The sequence below is a fragment of the Burkholderia sp. B21-005 genome (genome assembly GCF_020843965.1).
Lineage (GTDB): Bacteria > Pseudomonadota > Gammaproteobacteria > Burkholderiales > Burkholderiaceae > Burkholderia > Burkholderia ambifaria.
Window position 1 is genome coordinate 1,401,190 of sequence record NZ_CP086301.1, and the last position, 18,872, is coordinate 1,420,061.

Below are 18,872 nucleotides of genomic sequence, written 5' to 3' on the forward strand. Positions count from 1 at the left end.
GGTGAGACTCTCGTGTTCGGTGGGTCAGGCAATCGCCGTGTCGATCGCGATCGGATGCGTGAGGATCTTGTGCACCGGGCATGCGTTCGCGATCTGCAGCAGGCGCTCGCGCTGCTCGTCGGACAGGTCGCCGTCGAGCGTGATGCGGCGCACGATCGTGCTGCCCGCGCTGCCCGATTCGTGCGCGAGCTTCACGTGCACTTCGGCGAGCGGCCAGCCCTTGCGTTGCGCGTACATCTTCAGCGTGATCGCGGTGCATGCGCCGAGGCTCGACAGCAGCAGCGCGACGGGCGTCGGCGCGGCGTCGCCGCCGCCGAGCGCTGCCGGCTCGTCGGCGCGCCATTGATGAACGCCGTCGGTGAAATGGACCAGGTAATCGACCGAGCCGATGCTCGCTTCGACGGACAGTTCGCTCATTGAAATTCCAGGTGGGGGAAGGGGAGGCGGGCCGGCAGCCGGCCCGGCATTACGGTTCGAGCAGACGCTGCAGCCGCAGTTCCTCGAAATCCAGCTCCGATTCTATGCGGTGCAGCACCGCGTCGTCGACCCGCCCGTCGCGGTGCAGGTCGAGCAGCGCGTCGCGCGACACGCCGACCAGCTCGAGCTCGACGCGCAGCATCCGCGCGCGCACGCCCGCCGGTTCCGCGCCGTCGCGATGCGCGCTTTCGTTGAACGCGACGCGGCTGCGATATTCGGTCAGCAGCCGGTCGAGCGATGCGCGTTCGAGGCCCGAGCCGCGCTGCTCGCGTGCGTCGAGCTCGGCGAGCGCCGCGCCGAACGTATGCGCGCGCACCGCGTGCTCGGACATCGTGCGTCGCGCGGCCGGGCGCAGCTTCAGCACGCGGATCAGCGGCGCGAGCGTGCCGCCCTGCACGACCAGCGTCGCGATGATCAGCAGGAACGTGCTGAACAGGATCAGGTCGCGGCCGGGGAAATCGCTCGGCAGCGCGATCGCGGCCGCGAGGCTCACGACGCCGCGCATGCCGGACCAGCCGAGCACGACGGCCTCGCGCCACGACCACGGCGGATGGCCCGCGCGTCGTGCGCGCAGACGGCCCGGCAACCACATCGCGACGAACACCCACACGACGCGCGCGGCGATCGCGGCGGCCGTCGCCGGCAACGCGACGCGCAGGCCGGCCATCAGCACCGCGCCTTCGTGGTTCACGCCCGCGAGGATCGCGTGCAGCGCGAGGCCGATCAGGATGAACACGAGCGCGTCGAGCACGAACACGATCGCTTCCCAGGTCGCCTTCGCCTTGATCCGCAGGTCGGCGTCGAACACGCGATGCTGGCGCACGCCGAGCACGAGGCCGCAGGTCACCACTGACAGCACGCCGGAGCCGTGCACGGCTTCCGCGATCCCGTAGCTGCCCCACGCCATCGCGAAGGTCACGACGATCCCGAGCATCGGCTCGCGCAGGCGCTGCAGCACCCAGCACATCGCATGGCCGCACGCGAGACCGACCGCGATGCCGATCAGCGTGAGCGAGAAGAACAGGCCGGTGGCGCTCGCGGTCGTGATGGTGACGGCGAGCGCGGCCGACACGGCCATCTGATACAGCAGCAGGCCCGACGCATCGTTGACGAGGCTTTCGCCTTCGAGCACCGCGACGAGCCGCGCGGGCAGCGGGTGACGCTGCAGGATCGCCTTCGCGGCGACCGCATCGGGCGGCGACACGATCGCGCCGAGCGTGAAGCACGCGGCCCACGGCAATGCCGGATTGGCCGCATGCACGGCGAGCGCGACCGCCACCGTCGTGAACACCACCGCGCCGAGCGCGAGCGATGCGATCGACGCGAGCTCTTGCCGGAATTCCTTCCACGCGGTGTAGAAGCCGCTCGACATCAGGAGCGGCGGCAGCACGGCCGCGAGCAGCAGCGCCGGGTCCATGTCGGGCACGCGCTTGCCGGCAACGGCCACGACGCAGCCGCCGAGCAGCAGCACGACGGCCGGCGGAATCGAGATCCGTTCGGCGAGCCACGTGAGCGCGCCCGCGCCGCAGATCAACAGCAGCAGGTAATGGAACAGCTCGACGTTGCTCATGCGCGGTGCGTGCGGAAAGCGGGCATCAGGACGGCGTGCGTTCGTTCGTGCTGCCGCCCGGCAGCGGGCCGAACATGTGCTGGCCGCACTTCGCGTCGCGCCATGCGGCGTTCAGCCGATGGCCGGCGAGCATGCGCCGCGCGACGGGCAGGATCTGCTCGCCGGCCAGCATGCCGAGCAGGCCGGTGAGCGCGATGATCGGCGGCGCGGGCGAGTTCACGCCGATCGCGCCGTAGATGACGCCGGCAAGGATGCCGGCGAGCAGCGAGAAGACATACGGTTTCATGGTGGAGCGTCCGGTGATGGCCGAGCGGCGCCGCAACGGCGCCGTCAAAGATTTGAAAGCGTAGCGGGTTTGCGTGAAGAAAAAAAGAGCGAGGGGCCCCGAACGCACGTTGTTTCCGGAATCGCATCGATTCCGTTTCTTGGGTGGTCACGCCGAGCGTTTGCGGATTAAATACGTCGCGCCGGGTCACGATCCGGCGTGATGCATTTCTGGCTCCTCCCGTTCTCACGGCCGAGGCAGGCCTCCCTTTTTCCGTTCACAGGACTCCATGCGCCATGAGCAACCCGAAACTTGAAGTTCTCACCCCCCAGAACAGCCAGCTGATCTTCATCGACCAGCAGCCGCAAATGGCGTTCGGCGTGCAGTCGATCGATCGCCAGGTGCTGAAGAACAACGTCGTGGGCCTGGCGAAGGCCGCGAAGGTATTCAACATCCCGACCACGATCACGACGGTCGAAAGCGACAGCTTCTCGGGGCATACCTATCCCGAGCTGCTCGACGTGTTCCCGAACCAGAAGACGCTCGAACGCACGTCGATGAACTCGTGGGACGACCAGAAGGTGCGCGACGCACTGGCCGCGAACGGCCGCAAGAAGGTGGTCGTGTCGGGCCTGTGGACCGAAGTCTGCAACACGACGTTCGCGCTGTGCGCGATGCTCGAAGGCGACTACGAGATCTACATGGTCGCCGACGCATCGGGCGGCACGTCGCAAGCAGCGCACGACGTCGCGATGCAGCGCATGGTGCAGGCCGGCGTGGTGCCGGTCACGTGGCAGCAGGTTCTGCTCGAATGGCAACGTGACTGGGCGCGCCGCGACAGCTACGACGCGGTGATGGCGATCGCGAAGGAGCATTCGGGCGCGTACGGGATGGGCGTCGACTACGCATACACGATGGTCCACAAGGCGCCGCAACGCACCGCGACGCCGCACGAGTCGATTCCGGCCGTTCCGGCGAAGTAACGAGTGATCGGCCGCGTTCGCCGCGGCCGATGCGATCGACGCATCCGGCGGCCAGGGCGGCCTCAGCGTTCCCAGGCCGCCGCTCGCTCAGGCCACGGGCAACGCCCACGGCGCGTGCGCGAAGTGGTCGGCGAGGAAATCGAGCAGCACCGTCACGCGCGCGGCGCGCAGCATGCCGGGCGGCGTGACGAGGTTGACGTTGACGTCGGCGATTTTCCACTCGGGCATCACTTCCTCGAGCTCGCCGCGCTGCAGCGCGTCCCACGCGAGGAACTCGGGCTGCAGCGCGAGGCCGTGACCGGCGAGGAGCGCGGGGGCGATCACGTCGGCATTGTTGGTGCGGATGCGTCCGTGCACGGACACGCCGAAATCCTCGCCCGAAGCCGGATTGCGAAAGCGCCAGTGCTCGGGCGTCGGCAGGTTCGTGTAGGTGAGGCACACGTGCCGTTCGATGTCGCGCGGATGCGTGGGACGGCCATGCCGGTCGAGATATGCGGGCGATGCGACGAGCGGACGGCGCACCGCGCACAGGCGGCGCGAGCGCAGCGACGAATCGCTCAGCTCGGCGATACGAATCGCGACGTCGAACCCGCCGGACACGATGTCGACGATGTGGTCGGTCAGCACGAGGTCGATGTCGACGCGCGGATAGCGCTCGAGGAACGCGGGCAGCAGCGGCGACAGATGGCGCAGCCCGAACGACATCGGCGCGTTCACGCGCACGAGACCGTGCGGTTCGAGCGCTTGCGCGGAGGCCTCGCTCTCGATCAGTTCCGCATCGGCGAGCAGGCGGATCGCGCGGTCGCGCAGCAGTTCGCCGGTCGGTGTGAGCGACAGTTTGCGCGACGTGCGGTACAGCAGCATCGCGCCGAGGCGCTTTTCGAGGCGCGCGATGGCCTTCGACACGGTCGGTTGCGAGATGCCGAGCAGTTCCGCGGCTTTCGCGAACGAACCGGTCTCCGCGACGCGCGCAAAGATGGCCCAGGCTTCGAGATCAGGAAGGTGTTGCATGGCCGGACAGGGTGACAGGAAAGCAAAGTGGAAGCGAAGGCGGCGAAGCATGCGGCCGACGCGATGCGGGTCATTCTAATCCGGTCGGGAGAAAAATCGTTATGGAATCTTATCTATCGTCGTTGGCGGCGGGCATGCTGATCGGCGTCGTGTACAGCGTGATCAAGGTGCGCTCGCCGGCGCCGCCGCTGATCGCACTGATCGGCCTTGCCGGCATGCTGGTCGGCGCACAGGCCATCGGGCCCGTGCGTCACTGGCTCGGCTTCTGACTGTTTCGAGGACATGTTAATGAGCGCAACCGATACCCAACCGGATCTGATCCTGCACAACGGGCGCATCACGACGCTCGACCGTGCGAACCCCGTCGCCGCCGCGGTGGCGATCAAGGACAGCCGCTTCGTCGCGGTCGGCAGCAACGCGGACGTCATGCCGCTCGCGGGCCGCGCGACCAAGGTCGTCGACCTCGACGGCCGCGCGGTGCTGCCGGGCCTGACCGACAACCATACGCACGTGATTCGCGGCGGCCTGAACTACAACATGGAGCTGCGCTGGGACGGCGTGCGCTCGCTCGCCGTCGCGATGGAGATGCTCCGGCAGCAGGTCGCGATCACGCCCGCGCCGCAATGGGTGCGCGTGGTCGGCGGCTTCACCGAACATCAGTTTGCCGAGAAGCGCCTGCCGACGATCGAGGAGCTCAACGCGGCCGCGCCCGATACGCCGGTGTTCATCCTGCACCTGTACGATCGCGCGCTGCTGAACGCGGCCGCGCTGCGCGTCGTCGGTTATACGAAGGACACGCCGGAGCCGCCGGGCGGCACGATCCTGCGCGATGCCGCGGGCAACCCGACGGGCCTGCTGCTCGCGAACCCGAACGCGACGATCCTCTACGCGACGCTCGCGAAGGGCCCGAAGCTGCCGTTCGAGTACCAGTACAACTCGACGCGCCACTTCATGCGCGAGCTGAACCGGCTCGGCGTGACGGGCGTGATCGACGCGGGCGGCGGCTCGCAGAACTACCCCGACGATTACGAAGTGATCCGCCAGCTGCACGACGAGGGCGAGATGACCATCCGCATCGCGTACAACCTGTTCACGCAGAAGCCGAACGCGGAGAAGGAAGACTTCGTGAACTGGACGAAGAGCGTCAAGTATCACGACGGCACCGACTACTTCCGCCACAACGGCGCGGGCGAGATGCTGGTGTTTTCCGCGGCCGACTTCGAGGACTTCCGCGTCGCGCGTCCGGATCTGCCCGCGCAGATGGAGGACGATCTCGAAGGCGTCGTGCGCGTGCTCGCGCAGAACCGCTGGCCGTGGCGCATGCATGCGACCTACGAAGAAACGATCAGCCGCGCGCTCGACGTGTTCGAGAAGGTCAACGAGGACATCCCGCTTGAAGGGCTGAACTGGTTCTTCGATCACGCGGAAACGATCTCCGAGCGATCGATGGACCGGATCGCGGCGCTTGGCGGCGGCATCGCGGTGCAGCACCGGATGGCGTATCAGGGCGAGTACTTCGTCGAGCGTTATGGCGCGCAGGCGGCCGAGGCGACGCCGCCGGTCGCGAAGATGCTGTCCAAGGGCATCAAGGTGTCGGCCGGCACGGACGCGACACGGGTGGCGTCGTACAACCCGTGGGTGTCGCTCGCATGGCTCGTGACGGGCAAGACGGTCGGCGGGATGCGCCTGTATCCGCAGCGCAACCTGCTCGATCGCGAAACCGCGCTGCGCATGTGGACCGAGTACGTGACGTGGTTCTCGAACGAAGTGGGCAAGAAGGGCCGCATCGCGGTCGGTCAGCTGGCGGACCTGATGGTCCCCGACCGTGATTTCTTCACGTGCGCGGAGGACGATATCGTCGACACGACGGCGTTGCTGACCGTGGTCGGCGGGCGCATCGTGTGGGGTGCCGGGCCGTTCGCGTCGCACGATTTGCCGATTCCGCCGGCGATGCCGGACTGGTCGCCGGTGCGTGCATACGGCGGCTATGGCGGCTGGGGCGCGACGCAGCGCGAGGGTGCGCCGCTGCAGCGTGCGGCGGCCGCCGCTGCCGCGTGCGGTTGTTCGACCGCCTGCGGCATGCACGGCCATGCGCATGCGAGCGCGTGGGGCCGCACGTTGCCGACGTCGGACGCGAAGGGCTTCTGGGGCGCGTTCGGCTGTTCGTGCTGGGCGGTCTGACATGGCGACCCTGACCGGCCGGTGCAGCCCCGGGTGGATTCGCGCGCTCCTGTCGCAGGCGTGGGTCGGATCGCTGGTCCGGCTCGCGCTCGTTTCCGCGTTCCTGATCGGCGGGGTGAACAAGGCGATGCACTTCGGCGATGCGGTCGCGGAGCAGGCGCATTTCGGCCTGCACCCGGCCGCGCTGTGGGCGGCGTTGGCGATTGCGGTCGAGATCGGCGGCTCGCTGTGCGTGGTGTTTCGCCGCTTCACGTGGCTCGGCGCGAGCAGCCTCGGTATGCTGACGCTGGTCGCGATGGTCGTGGCGAACGATTTCTGGAACCGCTCGGGCGCCGAACATTTCATGGCGCTGAACAGCTTTTTCGAGCATCTTGGGCTGATCGCGGCGCTCGTGCTCGCGACCGTCCTCGACGATGCGCGGCAACCGGCCGACGATGGCCGCGGATGACCGGGATTGCCCGAGCCGATCCATCCTCTGATGAAACAACAAGGACTTCCGTTATGAAAACCCTTCGTTCCGCGCTGCTGGCGCTGACGATTGCCTGCGGTCTCGTCGCCGCGCCCGCCGCGTTCGCGAAACCGCCCGTGCCGCCCGCGGCTACGCCAACGGTGGCCGTTGGTCCGCAGTACGACACGACGCACGTGTGCGTGGCACCCGACGACTTCGACCGCTTCACCGACAGCGTCGTCGCGACGTTCGGCGGCACCAAGTCGAAGCAGGGCGTGTTCCAGGTCACGCCGACGCCGAGCCAGACGATGTCGCAGCTCGTGCTGACGCCGGTCGGGACGATCTCGGTGTTCGGCTTCAAGACGCCGATCCCGTATCCGTTCTGTGCCGAGCGTACCGGCTATCTCGTGACCGACATGGACGTCGCCGTGAAGTTGGCCCGCGAGCACGGTGCCGACGTGATCGTCGACACGTTCCCGGATCCGATCGGCCGCGATGCGATCATCGCGTGGACGGGCGGTGTGAAGATGCAGCTCTACTGGCATACCCAGGCGCCGCACTACGACGCGTTGCAGACCATTCCCGAGAATCGCGTCTACGTGTCGCCGCAAAGCGTGCGCAAGTTCGTGCACGATTTCGTCAAGTTCTCCAAGGGCAAGGTGGTGTCCGACAACCTGAAGGCGCCGGGCGTCGAGATCGGTCGCCCGAACGACACGTACCGCCGCATCCGCATCGAATCGGGCTTCGGCAAGATGACCGTGCTCGTGACGGACGGCAGTCTGCCGTACCCGTTCGGGCGCGAGATGACGGGCTACGAAGTGCCTGACCTCGCCGCCACGCTGAAGAAGGCCGAAGCCGCGGGCGTGACCGTGCTCGTGCCGCCGTTCTCGTCCGATGGCCGCGACGCGGCGCTCGTGCAGTTCCCGGGCGGCTACGTCGCCGAGATCCACGCGAGCGCGGCGCGATGAAGCACGAGGACACGATCCTTGCCGCGGTGGCCGGCTTCGTCGACACGCTGAGCTTCGTCGCGCTGTTCGGGCTGTTCACCGCACACGTGACGGGCAACTTCGTGCTGATCGGCGCGGGCATCGCGGGCTTCGGCCAGGGCGTGGTGCTGAAGCTCAGCGTGTTTCCCGCGTTCGTGTGCGGCGTCGTCGCGGCGAGCCTGATCGCGCGATCGATGTCCGGGCGGCCCGGCTGGCAGGGCACGCGCGCGCTGCACACGGTCCAGGCCGTGCTGCTGCTCGGCTTCTGCGCGGCCGGCCTGTGGGCGACGCCCGTCACGCAATCCGACAGCCTGCCGGTGCTGGTGGCCGGCATCGTCGGCACGTTCGCGATGGGCGTGCAGAACGCGCATCCGCGCGTGATGGCGCGCGCCGGCGTGCCGAACACCGTGATGACGGGCAACGTCACGCAGGCGATCCTCGACGTCGTCGACCTGCTGTCGGCCGGCACGACGGATAGCGCCCGAACGGCGGCACGCGCACGCTTCGGCAAGATGCTGCCGGCGATCGTCGCGTTCGCGCTCGGTGCGGCCGGCGGTGCGCTCGGGTTCCATTACGTCGGCTTTGCGGCGCTGCTCGCGCCTGTCTGCGCGCTGGCGATGCTTGCGCTGGGTTCGGCCCAAGCGGCCGCGCCGGCCACGCAGGAGCGCGCATGATCGCGCGGAGGCCGGGCAGACGACGGACACATCACGGCCGCCGCTTCGCGCGGGCCGCACGCCTGTCGATCGTCGCGGGGCTGTTGGTCGCGGGCGCCGACGCGGCGTTCGCGGAGACGGCGGCGGCATCGACTTCGACGCCGGCGCAAGAACCGGCGCCGGCTTCGGCTGCGTCATCGGTTTCTACATCGGCAACGACACCCGCGGCGACCACTGCATCGACCTGCACGGCCAAGCGGCCGACGGTGCTGTTCAACCGCTGGCAGGAAGACTGGTCGGTGCTCGCGAATCCATGCGTGCCGCGCGCGCCGCTCGACGGGCTGAAATACATTGCGCTCGGCAATGATCCGGCATCCTATCTTTCGCTCGGCGTGAACCTGCGCGAGCGGCTGGAGATCAACGACGCGCCGCTGTTCGGGATCGGCTCCGCGCAATCGGATACGTACCTGATCCAGCGCGTCGAAGTGCATGCCGATGCGCATCTCGGCCAGCACTGGCAGTTCTTCGCGCAATTGCAGGATGCGCGCGCGTTCGGCAAGAACACGGTGTCGCCGGTCGACCGGAACCCGCTCGATCTCGAGCAGGCGTTCGCGACCTACACGGGCGCGCTCGGCGGCGGCACGCTCAAGTTCCGCGTCGGCCGGCAGGAGATGGCGTTCGACTTGCAGCGCTTCATCGCCGCGCGCGACGGCCCGAACGTGCGGCAGGCGTTCGATGCGGTCTGGGCCGATTACGAATACGGGAAGTGGCGCTTCATCGGCTATGCGACGCAGCCGGTACAGAACCGCAACGCATCCGATTTCGACGACGTGTCCAATCGCAATCTCACGTTCAGCGGCGTGCGCTTCGAGCGGCAGTCGGTCGGGCCGGGCGACCTGTCCGGCTACTGGTCGCGGTACAACCGCAAGAACGCGCGCTTTCTCGATGCGAGCGGCCCCGAGCATCGCGACGTGTGGGACCTGCGCTACTCGGGCACGCAGGGCCGTTTCGACTGGGATCTCGAGACGATGCTGCAGACCGGGACGGTCGGCAGCAACACGATCGGCGCATGGGCCGTCGGCTCGATTGCCGGCTACCGGCTCGACGCGCCGTGGTCGCCGCGCATCGCGCTGCAGGTCGACGCGGCATCGGGCGACCGGCATCCGCACGACGGCCGCGTCGGCACCTTCAATCCGCTGTTTCCGAACGGCTATTACTTCACGCTGGCCGGCTTCACGGGCTACTCGAACCTGATCCACGTGAAGCCGTCGGTGACGCTGAAGCCGGCACCGAACCTGTCGCTGCTCGGCGCGCTCGGTTTCCAGTGGCGCGAGACGGCCGGCGACGCCGTCTATCAGCAGGCGAACGTCGCGGTGCCTGGCACCGCGGGCAAGGGCGGCCTGTGGACGGGGATGTACGTGCAGCTGCGCGCGGACTGGACGATCGCCGCGAACCTGATCGGCGCGGTCGAGGCCGTGCATTTCCAGGTCGGCGACGCGATCCGGCAGGCGGGCGGGCACAACGCGGACTACGTCGGCGTCGAACTGAAGTATGGGTGGTAGCGCGCGGCGGCCACGCGGTTCCGCCCGAGCGGGCGGCCGCCGCCGCCGAATGCGGGCGCGATGATGCTGGCGCTCGCGCTCGATGATGCCGGCCTCGCGCGCGCACGAGCAGGCGACGCATGAAAAAGGGCGACCCCGCGTGAGCAGGGTCGCCCTTCGTTCGGGCCGGCAGCGCGGCCGGCCCGTTCGCGGTGATGCCGTTACAGGTTCGGCGACAGCGCGAGCGCGTTCGTCAGGTCGCCCATCGGCTGCGCGCCGTTCGTCTTCAGCGCGTCGTCGCGCTGCTGCAGGCCTGCGAGGCGCGGCAGCGAGAAGCGGCGCGTGATGAAGCGCAGGATCGAACCCGTGTCGTACTGCGTGTGGTCCACGAAGCCCTTCTTCGCATACGGCGACACGATCAGCGCCGGAATGCGGGTGCCCGGGCCCCAGCGATCGGCGGTCGGCGGCGTGGCATGATCCCAGAAGCCGCCGTTCTCGTCGTACGTGACGACGACGACCATGTTCTTCCACTGCGGGCTTGCCTGCAGGTGCGCGATCACGTCGGCGATGTGCTGATCGCCGGAGGTGACGTCCGTGTAGCCAGGGTGTTCGTTCAGGTTGCCCTGCGGCTTGTAGAACGCAACCTGCGGCAGCGTGCCCGCGTCGATCGCCTTGATGAACTCGGCACCGTTCGCGCCGCCGTCGAGCAGGTGCTGCGCGCGGCTCGCGGTGCCCGGCGCTTGGTTCGCGAAGTAGTTGAACGGCTGATGGTGCGGCTGGAAGTTCGGCGTCGACAGATCGGCGCCGTAGATCACGTTCGACGTGCCGTTCTGGCTCGCCTGCAGCGCCTGGCCCCATGCGCCGCCATACCATGCCCACGAGACCCCCGCGTTGGTCATCAGGTCGCCGATGTTGGTCGCCGTCTGCGGCGGCATCGTCGACGCATTGGCCGGATCGGCGAGCAGCGGATCGCCGCCCGTGGCGGCCTTGTTGCCGCTCGGCTGGTACGCCGGCTGCATCGTGTTGACGCCATAGAAGTCAGGCGTCAGCGCGCCGTCGTTGACGAACTTCGGCGGGCCGCTCAGTGCGGAGGCCGGCGAGTTCGTGGCGACCTTCAGCGACTTGCCGTCGGCGTTCAGGACTGCGATCTTGCCGGCCGCCGGACTCTTGTCGGCGTTCGCGTAGAACGGCGCGCACGCACAGATCAGGTACTGGTGGTTCAGGAACGAGCCGCCGAACGCGCCCATGAAGAAGTTGTCGGCCAGCACGTACTGCTGCGCGATCTTCCACAGCGGCAGCTTCGACGGATCCGCCGTGTAGTGGCCCATCGTCAGGCCGCCCGCATCGGTCCATGCGGCATACATGTCGTTCTTGCCGCCGTCGATCTGCATCTGGTCCTGGTAGAAGCGGTGCACGATGTCGCGCGTCGCGATGCTCATCGACTGGTTGAAGCCGTTCGGATCGTCGATCGCGAACGGCGCGTTCGGCAGGTTCGCCGTCATCGCCTCGGTGACGGCCGGCGTGATGCCGGTCGCGGTCAGGCCGCCCCAGATCTTCGGCAGCGTCGCCATCGTCGAACCGTCGCGATCCTTCTGCACCGAGTTCGCGGCCGTCGCGTTCTGCAGACCGTTCGCACCCGGGAAGTTGCCGTACAGGTTGTCGAAGCTGCGGTTTTCCGCATAGATGACGACGACGTTCTTGACGGCCGACAGGCCTTGCTGCGTGACATCGTCGCCGCCGCAGGCGGTCAGGCTGAGCGCGGCCGCGAGGGCGATCGGCGTGTAGCGAATCCAGGCGTGCTTCTTCATGCGATGTTCTCTCTTTCGTCGTTTGTCGCGTGTGGGAACCGGGTTGGCGCAGGGCCGGCGCACGATCTTCGAGGCATCGGCCGGCTGCGCGCATTATCTGGAATCGATTTGACAGGCAGGTGTAGGGGTGCTTTCGATTAACTGTCGGTCGAACGTCATGTAACAGTCACGGAACTGACATAAGCTCCGGCCGATTGCCCACCGCTACAAGAAGAACGACGATGCACACCCTTCTGAAACCCGTCGCGTCCGCGCGATCGCTGATCGCTGCCGCGGCAACGCTGACACTCATTGCGGGATTCGCGGCGCTCGCCGGTTGCGATGCGCGGCCCGGAGCGAATGCGCCGGCCGTGGCCGTCGTCCCGGCGGCACAGGCTGCTCCGGCCGCTCCGGCGGTCGCGCCGGCCAGCCAGCCGCAAACGCGCGCGCAGGTATTCGAGGGCGTCAAGCAGATGACGGCACTCGGCAAGCAGTTGTTCTTCGATCCGTCGCTGTCGGGGTCCGGCAAGCTCGCGTGCGCGTCGTGCCATAGCGCCGAGCATGCGTTCGGGCCGCCGAACGCGCTGTCGGTGCAACTCGGCGGCGACGACATGCACCGCACGGGCTTTCGCGCGGTGCCGTCGCTGAAGTACCTGCGCGGCATTCCTCCGTTCAGCGAGCACTTCCACGATTCACCGGACGAAGGAGACGAAAGCATCGACGCGGGTCCGACCGGTGGGCTGACCTGGGATGGCCGCGTCGACACGCGCGATGCGCAGGCGCGCATTCCCCTCACGTCGCCATTCGAGATGAGCAGCTCGCCGGCGCGGGTTGCGAAGGCAGTTCGCGCCGCACCCTATGCCGGTGCGTTCCGCCACGCGTTCGGCGACCGGGTCCTCGCCGACGACCAGGCGACCTTCGGCGCGGTGCTGCGCGCGCTCGACGCATTCCAGCAGCAGCCGGCGCTGTTCGATCCGTACACGAGCAAGTACGACGCGTATCTCGCCGGCCACGCGCAGCTCACGCCTGCGGAGCTGCACGGGCTGCAGCTGTTCAACGACGAGAAGAAGGGCAACTGCGCGAGTTGCCACGTGAGCCAGCGCACGCTCGAAGGCGGTCCGCCGCAGTTCAGCGATTTCGGTCTGATCGCGATCGCGGTGCCGCGCAACCGCGCGCTGCCGGTCAATCGCGATCCGCGCTTCCACGATCTCGGCGCGTGCGGCCCCGAGCGCACCGACCTGAAGGGCCGCGACGAATTCTGCGGACTGTTCCGCACGCCGTCGCTGCGCAACGTCGCGCTGCGCAAGACGTTCTTCCACAACGGCGTGTACCACTCGCTCGAGGACGTGATGCGCTTCTACGTCGAGCGCGACATCCATCCGGAGAAGTTCTATCCGGTCGTGCACGGCAAGGTGCAGGTGTACGACGATTTGCCGAAGCGCTACTGGCCGAACATCAACCGCGAGCCGCCGTTCGACCGCAAGCGCGGCGATGCGCCCGCGCTGAACGCGGCCGAGATCAAGGACGTGATCGCGTTCCTGAACACGCTGACTGACGGATATCAACCGGTGGCCGCGTCGGCTGCGCGCTAGAAGGCGTTCCTTGCGGCACGCATGCTATGCTCGCTCGCTGACGGGCGTGGCGCGTGCCGGATGGCCGGCCCCCGGTTCGCCGGCCGCGCGCCACGCCGTTCGATCGAACATCCAAGGAGAACAACACATGTCGATGCGTGCATCCCTTTCCATCGTCACGCGCGTGCTGGCCGGCGCCGCGTGCGCAGCCGCGATGCTGCCCGCCCACGCACAAAGCAACCTGGGCTTCCTGAGCGACACGCCGCTGACCTACTTCAGCAAGACCGACCGCGCGTCGCTGACCAAGGCCGTCGCGCAGGTGCGCGACGAAGGCAAGGACGGCGAGACCACGACGTGGCAGAGCAACGGCCGCGGCACGCAGATCGATGCGAAGCTCACGCCGTCGACGTCCGAAACCGACGGCAAGACCTGCCGCGAAATCGCGACCGAAATCACCGCGAAGGGCCAGTCGATGACGCTCAAGCCGGTCTTCTGCAAGACCGCCGCGGGCAAGTGGCAACTGCAGAAACGCTGAGCGTGGTGCGATGAAGCGTAGCAGTGCGCCGCGCACGGTATCGTGCGGCGTCGTGATTCTCGACAGGGCCGGCCGCGTATTCCTCGCGCATGCGACGGATACCACGCACTGGGATATCCCGAAGGGGCAGGGCGAGCCCGGCGAGTCGCCGGTCGACGCGGCGCTGCGGGAGCTGCGCGAGGAAACCGGCATCGAGTTCGCGCCGGCGCGCCTCGTCGATCTCGGCCGCTTCGCGTACCGTCACGACAAGGACCTGCACCTGTTCGCGGTGCAGGTCGCCGACGACGAGATCGATCCCGCGCACTGCACGTGCACGTCGCTGTTCCCGAGCCGTCGCGACGGCTCGCTGATTCCCGAGATGGACGCGTATCGCTGGACCGCGCCCGGCGACGTCGATACGTATGCGAGCCGCAGCCTCGCGCGGCTGTTTCGCACGACGCTGTCGCTCGCGGACCTGCATCGGCGGTTGACGGGCGCGTGAGCGCTGCGGCTTCGATGTCGCGGATGGCACGAATGGCACGAATGGCACGAATGGCGCGCACGCAATAAAAAACCGACCCCGAGGGTCGGTTTTTTTTCATCGTCGCGCGACGTCGGCTCGACGTCGCACGCCGCGCGCGCCGCAGGCCGTCAGGCCGGCTTGCCCCAGCTGTCGCGCAGCCCGACGATCCGGTTGAACACGGGCTTGCCCGGTTTCGAATCGACGCGGTCGGCAACGAAATAGCCGTGACGCTCGAACTGCAAGCGCGTTTCCGGCGCGACATCGCCGGCGCCCGGTTCGACGTAGGCCTGCGTGATCTTCTTCGAATCGGGGTTCAGTGCCTCGAGGAAGTTCGCGCCGCCCGCGTCCGGGTGCGGCTCCTTGAACAGCCGGTCGTAGATCCGCACTTCGGCCGGCTGCGCATGCTTCGCGCTGACCCAGTGGATGTTGCCCTTGACCTTGTACGTGTTCGCGCCTTCCGTGCCCGACTTGCTGTCCGGGAAGTAGTTGCAGTGCACGGCCGTCACGTTGCCGTTGGCGTCCTTGTCGAAGCCCGTGCACTCGATCACGTAGCCGTAGCGCAGGCGCACCTTGTTGCCCGGGAACAGGCGGAAATAGCCTTTCGGCGGGTTCTCGACGAAGTCCTCGCGTTCGATCCACAGCTCGCGCGAGATCGGGAACGTTCGCACGCCGCGCTCCGGATGATGCGGATGCACGGGGGCCGTGCACGCTTCCTCGAGGTCTTCCGGATAGTTGTCGATCACGAGCTTCAGCGGATCGAGCACGGCGACCGAGCGCGGCGCCTTGTCGTCGAGATCGTCGCGCAGCGCGCCTTCGAACACGCTCATGTCGATCCACGAATCGACCTTCGTCACGCCGATCCGCTCGCAGAACAGGTGGATGCTCTCCGGCGTGAAGCCGCGGCGGCGGATCCCGACGATCGTCGGCATGCGCGGATCGTCCCAGCCTTCGACGTGACCTTCGGTGACGAGCTGCAGCAGCTTGCGCTTGCTGGTGATCGCGTACGTGAGGTTCAGGCGCGAGAATTCGATCTGTTGCGGCAGCGGACGCGTGAACATGCCGGCATCCGCGAGTTCGTTCAGCACCCAGTCGTACAGCGGGCGGTGATCCTCGAACTCGAGCGTGCACAGCGAGTGCGTGATGCCCTCGAGCGCATCCGAGATGCAGTGCGTGTAGTCGTACATCGGATACACGCACCATGCGTCGCCGGTGCGGTAGTGGTGCGCGTAGCGGATCCGGTAGATCACCGGGTCGCGCATGTTCATGTTCGGCGACGCCATGTCGATCTTCGCGCGCAGCACGTGCTCGCCTTCCTTGAACTCGCCGGCCTTCATCCGGCGGAACAGGTCGAGGTTGTCCTCGGGCGAACGATCGCGGTACGGCGACGGCTTGCCGCCTTCGGTCAGCGAGCCGCGGTTCGCGCGCATTTCGTCGGCGCTCTGGCTGTCGACGTACGCCTTGCCGCGCTGGATCAGCAGCTCGGCGAATTCGTACAGCTTGTCGTAGTAGTCGCTCGCGAAATACTGGTGATCGACCGCATCCTTGCGCCAGTCGAAGCCGAGCCAGCGCACCGCGTCGACGATCGAGTCGACGTACTCGACGCTTTCCTTTTCCGGATTCGTGTCGTCGAAGCGCAGGTGGCACACGCCGCCGTAGTCGCGCGCGACGCTGAAGTTCAGGCAGATGCTCTTCGCATGGCCGATGTGCAGATAGCCGTTCGGCTCGGGCGGGAAGCGCGTTTCGACGCGGCCGCCCCATTTGCCGGTGCGGTTGTCGTCGTCGATGATGTTGCGGATGAAGTTGGAAGCCGCGGGGGCGTCGTTACGTTCGGTGCTCATGCGGTTGGCGTCAGGTTGTGTCGGCGCGTCGCGCCGGTTTAATCCTGTAATTCTACCTGAGCGGGGTCCGTCCCGCGCGGGTTGCGGCGCCGCAAGGCCCGGTTCGCGCTGCGTACTGCAATATCTCGATAATGTGTCGGCTGTAACACGACGTAAATCGGTTTGCCCGGCGCGTTCGGCTTTTCCTATGATGGCTTCACCGAGTCAATGCCGCCGGCGGGCCTTTTTGCTGGCGGGAGGAAGCCAATAATCCATGATGAAGAAGACCACTTTTCTCGTTCGTACCGCGGTAATCGTCGCGGCCCTGTCGCAACTCGGCGCATGCGCGATGACGCATACGCAACGTAACGCCGGGATCGGCGCGGCCGCGGGCGGCGCGCTCGGCTACCTGATCACGGGCGGCCCGGTCGGCACGGTTGCCGGCGCGGCGGCAGGCGGCCTGGTCGGCGCCGGCGTGCGCTGATCGACGCCGGCGCGCATGCGCGCCGGCCGGTCGTGACGGCGTTCGCCGCGCGTCACGACCTCGCACATCCCTTCCGCGATTCGACAGGCAACATCAGGGAGGAACGGGTGTGCGACACTTCGTCGACATCACATAACGACTTCATTCGTCGACGAATCCTCCATGAGCGACTCTCCCGTTTTCGTGCTGCCGGGCTACGGCAACTCCGGTCCGTTCCACTGGCAAAGCCGCTGGGAGCGCGCCGACGCGCGTTTCGTGCGCATCGCGATGCCCGACTGGGACCGTGCGTTCCGCAACGGCTGGTGTCTCGCGCTCGATCGCGCGGTCGAGGCCGCGCCGGGCCCGGTGTTGATCGCCGCGCATAGCCTCGGCACGCTGACCACCGCATGGTGGGCGACCCGCTACGCGCGGCCGGCCGCGCTCGCGAAGGTGCGCGGCGCGCTCCTTGTCGCGCTGCCCGATCCGGCCGGGCCCGGGTTTCCGGCCGACGCGCACGGCTTCGGGCCGGTGCCGCACGAACGGCTGCCGTTTCCGACCTGCGTGGCCGCGAGCAGCGACGATTCGTACGGCTCGCTCGCGTTCGCGCGCGGCTGCGCGCACGCGTGGGGCAGCGCCTTCCATGATCTCGGCCCGCGCGGCCACCTCAACGCGGACAGCGGGCTCGGCGACTGGCCCGACGCACGCGGCTGGCTCGACGCGCTCGCGCGTTAGCCATCGATTCACTGGCCATTGGCTATCGGCCGTCGGCCGCACGCCGCCGCGCCGCCGCGCCGCCGAAGGCGCCGCGACGCACACGTCCCGGCGGGCTCAGATCGCCTGCTTCGCCTTGAGCGCCGCAATGCGCGCCGCGTCGTAGCCGAGCATGTCGCGCAGCACCGCTTCGGTCTGCGCGCCGAGCAGCGGCGGGGCCGTGCGCGCATCGGGCGGCGTCGCGCTCATCCGGATCGGATTGCGCACGAGCTTCACGTCCGCGCCGCACGGATGCGGCAGCGACACCTGCATTCCGCGCGCGACCACCTGTTCGTTGTCGAACACTTCGTCGAGTTCGTTGATCGGCCCGCATGGCACGCCGGCCGCTTCCAGCGTGCCGATCCAGTCGGCCTTGCCGCGTGTCTTGACCATCTCCGCGAGGATCGGCACCAGCGTGTCGCGATGGCGCACGCGCGACGGGTTGGTCGCGAACCGTTCGTCGTCGGCCAGCTCGGCCCGGCCCCCGGCCTCGACAAACTTGCGGAACTGCCCGTCGTTGCCGACCGCGACGATGATCCAGCCGTCGCTCGTCTGGAATGTTTGATACGGCACGATGTTCGGGTGCGCGTTGCCCCAGCGCACCGGCGGCTTGCCGCTCGCGAGGAAGTTGGTGTTCATGTTCGCGAGCAGCGCGACCTGCACGTCGAGCAGCGCCATGTCGATGTACTGGCCTTCGCCCGTGCGGTCGCGGTGCGCGAGCGCGGCGAGCACCGCGATCGTCGAATAGAGGCCCGTCGCGAGATCGGCGATCGCGACGCCGGCTTTCTGCGGGCCGCCGCCCGGCTCGCTGTCGCGCTCGCCGGTGATGCTCATGAAGCCGCCGATGCCCTGGACGATGAAGTCGTAGCCCGCGCGATGCGCGTACGGGCCCGTCTGGCCGAAACCCGTGACCGAGCAGTAGACGAGATCGGGCTTCACCGCGCGCAGCGATTCGTAGTCGAGCCCGTATTTCGCGAGCTGCCCGACCTTGTAGTTCTCGAGCACGACGTCGCTTTGCGCGGCGAGCTCGCGCACGATCTGCTGGCCTTCCGGCGTCGCGATGTCGACCGTGACCGAGCGCTTGTTGCGGTTCGCCGCGAGGTAGTAAGCGGCCTCGGCGGTATCGGCGCCGGCTGCGTCCTTCAGGTACGGCGGCCCCCAGTGGCGCGTGTCGTCGCCGGCGCCGGGGCGCTCGACCTTGATCACGTCCGCGCCGAAATCGGCAAGGGTCTGCGCGCACCAGGGGCCCGCGAGCACGCGGGTGAGGTCCAGCACGCGGATATGGCTCAGGGCACCCATCGTCGAATCGTCTCCTTTCATGGCTTGGCGTCG

19 protein-coding genes are annotated in these 18,872 nt (G+C 67.8%); 12 read left to right on the forward strand and 7 right to left on the reverse strand.

Annotated features, from left to right (window positions below; all coding sequences use genetic code 11):
• Positions 1-24: 24 nt before the first annotated feature.
• The 3 genes from LMA02_RS06540 to LMA02_RS06550 are packed head-to-tail and all read right to left on the reverse strand — an operon-like array spanning position 25 to position 2,333.
• The gene (locus LMA02_RS06540) at positions 25-417 is read right to left on the reverse strand and encodes an OsmC family protein (RefSeq protein ID WP_006755536.1); all 393 of its coding nucleotides are present in this window, start codon (positions 415-417) and stop codon (positions 25-27) included.
• A gap of 49 nt (positions 418-466) precedes the next feature.
• Positions 467-2,047 (reverse strand): cation:proton antiporter, encoded by a 1,581-nt coding sequence (locus tag LMA02_RS06545; protein ID WP_228907347.1) that lies wholly within the window; start codon positions 2,045-2,047, stop codon positions 467-469.
• Between the two features lie 25 nt (positions 2,048-2,072).
• A complete protein-coding gene (locus tag LMA02_RS06550; RefSeq protein ID WP_006755534.1) occupies positions 2,073-2,333 on the reverse strand; it encodes a XapX domain-containing protein in 261 nt (86 codons plus the stop codon).
• A gap of 275 nt (positions 2,334-2,608) precedes the next feature.
• On the opposite strand from LMA02_RS06550, the gene LMA02_RS06555 reads away from it, so the two are divergent.
• Positions 2,609-3,295 (forward strand): hydrolase, encoded by a 687-nt coding sequence (locus LMA02_RS06555; protein ID WP_228907348.1) that lies wholly within the window; start codon positions 2,609-2,611, stop codon positions 3,293-3,295.
• 87 nt (positions 3,296-3,382) lie between these two features.
• On the opposite strand, the gene LMA02_RS06560 is transcribed toward LMA02_RS06555, so the two are convergent.
• Positions 3,383-4,306 (reverse strand): LysR family transcriptional regulator, encoded by a 924-nt coding sequence (locus tag LMA02_RS06560; protein ID WP_228907349.1) that lies wholly within the window; start codon positions 4,304-4,306, stop codon positions 3,383-3,385.
• Positions 4,307-4,407: 101 nt separating this feature from the next.
• On the opposite strand from LMA02_RS06560, the gene LMA02_RS06565 reads away from it, so the two are divergent.
• From LMA02_RS06565 to LMA02_RS06590, 6 genes are read left to right on the forward strand one after another with little or no spacing between them, the layout of a single operon-like run.
• Positions 4,408-4,575 carry a DUF1427 family protein gene (locus tag LMA02_RS06565; RefSeq protein ID WP_228907350.1) on the forward strand — a complete coding sequence of 56 codons (168 nt, stop codon included), beginning with the start codon at positions 4,408-4,410 and terminating at the stop codon, positions 4,573-4,575.
• A gap of 19 nt (positions 4,576-4,594) precedes the next feature.
• Positions 4,595-6,487, forward strand: coding sequence for an amidohydrolase (locus LMA02_RS06570; RefSeq protein WP_228907351.1), 1,893 nt, complete (start codon positions 4,595-4,597; stop codon positions 6,485-6,487).
• A 1-nt stretch (position 6,488) separates the two neighbouring features.
• Positions 6,489-6,935 carry a DoxX family protein gene (locus LMA02_RS06575; RefSeq protein WP_228907352.1) on the forward strand — a complete coding sequence of 149 codons (447 nt, stop codon included), beginning with the start codon at positions 6,489-6,491 and terminating at the stop codon, positions 6,933-6,935.
• 53 nt (positions 6,936-6,988) lie between these two features.
• A complete protein-coding gene (locus LMA02_RS06580) occupies positions 6,989-7,903 on the forward strand; it encodes a VOC family protein (protein WP_228907353.1) in 915 nt (304 codons plus the stop codon).
• The gene (locus LMA02_RS06585) at positions 7,900-8,595 is read left to right on the forward strand and encodes a YoaK family protein (protein ID WP_228907354.1); all 696 of its coding nucleotides are present in this window, start codon (positions 7,900-7,902) and stop codon (positions 8,593-8,595) included. Before LMA02_RS06580 ends, LMA02_RS06585 begins: the two co-directional genes overlap by 4 nt.
• Positions 8,592-10,136: an alginate export family protein gene (locus LMA02_RS06590; protein WP_228907355.1), complete on the forward strand. Its 1,545-nt coding sequence runs from the start codon at positions 8,592-8,594 to the stop codon at positions 10,134-10,136. Before LMA02_RS06585 ends, LMA02_RS06590 begins: the two co-directional genes overlap by 4 nt.
• Before the next feature lie 200 nt (positions 10,137-10,336).
• On the opposite strand, the gene LMA02_RS06595 is transcribed toward LMA02_RS06590, so the two are convergent.
• Positions 10,337-11,923 (reverse strand): acid phosphatase, encoded by a 1,587-nt coding sequence (locus LMA02_RS06595; protein WP_228907356.1) that lies wholly within the window; start codon positions 11,921-11,923, stop codon positions 10,337-10,339.
• A 221-nt stretch (positions 11,924-12,144) separates the two neighbouring features.
• Between LMA02_RS06595 and LMA02_RS06600 the strand changes: the two genes are divergently transcribed.
• The 3 genes from LMA02_RS06600 (at position 12,145) to LMA02_RS06610 (ending at position 14,489) form a co-directional block, all read left to right on the forward strand.
• Entirely contained in the window at positions 12,145-13,494 is a 1,350-nt protein-coding gene (locus LMA02_RS06600; protein WP_228907357.1) for a cytochrome-c peroxidase, read from the forward strand.
• Between the two features lie 127 nt (positions 13,495-13,621).
• Complete coding sequence (locus LMA02_RS06605) at positions 13,622-14,008, forward strand: hypothetical protein (protein WP_228907358.1); 387 nt, start codon at positions 13,622-13,624, stop codon at positions 14,006-14,008.
• Between the two features lie 10 nt (positions 14,009-14,018).
• Positions 14,019-14,489: an NUDIX hydrolase gene (locus tag LMA02_RS06610; RefSeq protein WP_228907359.1), complete on the forward strand. Its 471-nt coding sequence runs from the start codon at positions 14,019-14,021 to the stop codon at positions 14,487-14,489.
• A gap of 149 nt (positions 14,490-14,638) precedes the next feature.
• Here the strand turns inward: LMA02_RS06610 and LMA02_RS06615 are convergent, their stop codons facing one another.
• Positions 14,639-16,348: a glutamine--tRNA ligase/YqeY domain fusion protein gene (locus LMA02_RS06615; RefSeq protein ID WP_228907360.1), complete on the reverse strand. Its 1,710-nt coding sequence runs from the start codon at positions 16,346-16,348 to the stop codon at positions 14,639-14,641.
• Between the two features lie 253 nt (positions 16,349-16,601).
• On the opposite strand from LMA02_RS06615, the gene LMA02_RS06620 reads away from it, so the two are divergent.
• A complete protein-coding gene (locus LMA02_RS06620) occupies positions 16,602-16,811 on the forward strand; it encodes an ornithine acetyltransferase (RefSeq protein ID WP_006497729.1) in 210 nt (69 codons plus the stop codon).
• A gap of 162 nt (positions 16,812-16,973) precedes the next feature.
• On the forward strand, positions 16,974-17,522 hold the full coding sequence (locus LMA02_RS06625; RefSeq protein ID WP_228907361.1) for an RBBP9/YdeN family alpha/beta hydrolase: 549 nt from the start codon (positions 16,974-16,976) through the stop codon (positions 17,520-17,522).
• A 96-nt stretch (positions 17,523-17,618) separates the two neighbouring features.
• On the opposite strand, the gene LMA02_RS06630 is transcribed toward LMA02_RS06625, so the two are convergent.
• Positions 17,619-18,839 (reverse strand): CaiB/BaiF CoA transferase family protein, encoded by a 1,221-nt coding sequence (locus LMA02_RS06630; RefSeq protein WP_175668439.1) that lies wholly within the window; start codon positions 18,837-18,839, stop codon positions 17,619-17,621.
• Positions 18,840-18,872: the final 33 nt, after the last annotated feature.